Origin of the sequence: Bacillus cereus group sp. N21 (genome assembly GCF_016483395.1) — a bacterium.
GTDB classification, from domain to species: Bacteria; Bacillota; Bacilli; order Bacillales; family Bacillaceae_G; genus Bacillus_A; species Bacillus_A pseudomycoides.
On the sequence record NZ_JAEHBX010000228.1, the window covers coordinates 1 to 565 of the forward strand.

Below are 565 nucleotides of genomic sequence, written 5' to 3' on the forward strand. Positions count from 1 at the left end.
AGGTGGGGAATAGTCGAGTAGGCCCAGGGGATTTCACCCTGAGCCTCTCACAGAACCGAACGTGAAAGTCTCCCTTCATTCGGCTCTTGTTATCCAATTGTCGGACGTATCCCCATTTGCCAGTGATAAAACAGGTTTGGTTGTGCTTTTGCCATACGTACTAAATATCTAAAGGCTTTAGCTTTGCTTCTTTTCACCGTTTTATACTTAAACCTGATAAATCTGACTAATGTGAGATTCACAAAGTCGAGTATCTTTCTTGCCTCACTTGCACAGAATTTTATAAAGTAATTTGCCTAACCACGTAAGATTGGATTCATAATGTCTGCTAGTTCCTCTAATGAGTATAGTTTATTCCGCTTTCTTATCTCGCGGATTTTATCTTTAAGGTGTTGTCCAGCACTTTTACTAACTGCAGGAGTAAAGGCATGAAAGAATGTTCCGTATTTACTCTTGGCCCATCTCCTTCGAAATGTGTAGCCTAAAAAGTCAAACGATTCATGCTCATGTCGTTTTGAGAAATTATCACTTCTACAGTAGACGACTTTCGTCTTTTCTGGATGTA

At 40.0% G+C, this 565-nt stretch carries 1 protein-coding gene; it reads right to left on the bottom strand.

Going from position 1 to position 565, the window contains the following annotated elements:
- Positions 1-296: 296 nt before the first annotated feature.
- The coding region (locus JDS96_RS30620; protein ID WP_274605982.1) for a group II intron maturase-specific domain-containing protein at positions 297-565 on the bottom strand (269 nt) is incomplete at its 5' end.